Annotated in this window: 2 protein-coding genes; one reads left to right on the top strand and one right to left on the bottom strand. The window is 72.6% G+C overall.

Translation table 11 applies throughout. The features are described 5' to 3' along the window. Window positions 1-828, top strand: an 828-nt coding sequence (locus AB0O29_RS35690; RefSeq protein ID WP_365160534.1) for a DUF6861 domain-containing protein, incomplete at its 5' end; no start/stop codon positions are given. 6 nt (window positions 829-834) lie between these two features. Here the strand turns inward: AB0O29_RS35690 and AB0O29_RS35685 are convergent. After that, window positions 835-1569 (bottom strand): hypothetical protein, encoded by a 735-nt coding sequence (locus AB0O29_RS35685; RefSeq protein WP_365160531.1) that lies wholly within the window; start codon window positions 1567-1569, stop codon window positions 835-837. Window positions 1570-1706 lie beyond the last annotated feature (137 nt).

The following is a 1706-nucleotide window of genomic DNA, read 5'->3' as shown; positions in this document are numbered from 1 at the left end:
ATGATCTCCAGCCAGCTGTCCGCGACGCAGACCTACACCTCGGACGAGACGACGATCAACGGCATCGCCGTGGACGTCCCGGCGAAGAACTACGCCTGGGTCGATTTCGCGGCCGTCGGCAAGAAGGTCACCGGCACCTGGACCTTCAACACCGACAACCAGCCGTGGACCGCGGACGCCACCGTCACGGTCCCCGTCGTCAACTCCACGGCCGGCTCCACGATGTACATCGCCCGCACCAGCACCGGAACGCCGGGCAGCGACACCGGCACCACGGCCGCGGACGTCGCACCGCAGGTCCTGGCCAGGACCGAGAGCGCCGACCTCGAAGTCCCCGCCGGGGCCACCGCGACCGTGGACAACGACACGGTCAGGCTCACCGACGGCTCCGGCCGGAACATCGCCACCGTACGGCCCGGCATCGTCCGGGAGCCGAACGGCGCCACCCACAAGGTCGCCCTCACCCTCGCCGGCAAGCGGCTGACCCAGACGATCGAGGGCGTCGCCGGGGACACGGTCACCGGGACCGTGACGCCGCCCACCATCTCGGTGCGCGACGGGCTCCCCACCGCCCCCGCGGCGAAGACCGCGGCCTCGATGTCCCCGACGGGCCTGATCGACAAGCCCAAGACCGAGGACGAGTGGAACAAGTGCATGCTCAAGCACCTGGGCAGCAGCATCTACCTCGGCACGGTCGTCGGAACGGCGACCGGCGCCATGGCGGGCGGCGTGGGCGCCGTCCCGGGACTCGCAATCGGCATGATGACGGGCACGGTCAAGGGCCTCGGCGAGGCGATCCTCCTCTGCGGCACGGGCCCCAAGAGCTAGGCCGTCTCAGGCCGGGTCGCCGCCCCAGGCGGTCGTCAGCCCGTCGAGCCACGCGGGCGGCAGCTCCGCCGCGTCCCACTCCTCCCGCAGCGCCAGGGGGCAGGCGAGGAGCCGTTCCAGTACGGCGATGCTCGTCACGGAGTGCAGCAGCGAGTAGCGGCCGTGCATCGTGGTGGCGCTGGCCGGTCCGTACGCCGCGAACAGCCGCTCCAGCCGGCCGCGGTGCAGGTCGGTGAACTCCGTCAGCCGTCCGGCGTAGATCGCCCGCTGCCGGGGGCTCATCGTCCCGAGGACGGCGACGAGCACCTCCTCGGTCACCTCCGGGTCCAGCTCCGAGGCAGGGGTGAACGACAGGTACAGGGGGGTGACCGCGACCTTGGCCCGCTCCACCTCCATGCGCCGGGCCCGGGGGTGCCCGCCGGCCCTGCCGTGGTCACCCTCCGGCCCCGAGATCCCCGCCAGCGTCCGCTCCGCGACGGCGCCGAGGTCCTCCAGGCAGGCCTCGGCGCCGTCGAGCCAGCCGGAGCGGTACTCCTCGCCCTTGTCGCCCGGGACGGTCCGCCCGGCGCCGTCGATCTCCGCGTGCGCGAGGGCCAGGACACCCGCCTCGACGAGCCCGATCAGCTGGCGCGCGTCACCGGAGGGAACCCCCGCCCGCGCGAGGAGCTGCAGCAGCGTCGTCCTCGCGTTGTCGACACTGACCTCGTCCGGCCATTGCCGTGCCTCCTGGGCCGCGCTCATCGGTTCCTCCTCCTCGCCCGGTAGTGCAGTGTGTCCAAAGAGATCGTTCCCTGCAACGTCCAACGTCCACGGGACCGCCTGCGCTCCCGGGCCCGTCCCCCCGATGCCACCCGCCTGCCGGTGGCAGCATCGACGCG

The organism is Streptomyces sp. NPDC089915 (assembly GCF_040684675.1).
Taxonomy (GTDB): Bacteria; Actinomycetota; Actinomycetes; order Streptomycetales; family Streptomycetaceae; genus Streptomyces.
The sequence above is the reverse complement of the archived record's forward strand: the minus strand, read 5'-3'. Positions and strand labels throughout refer to the sequence as shown.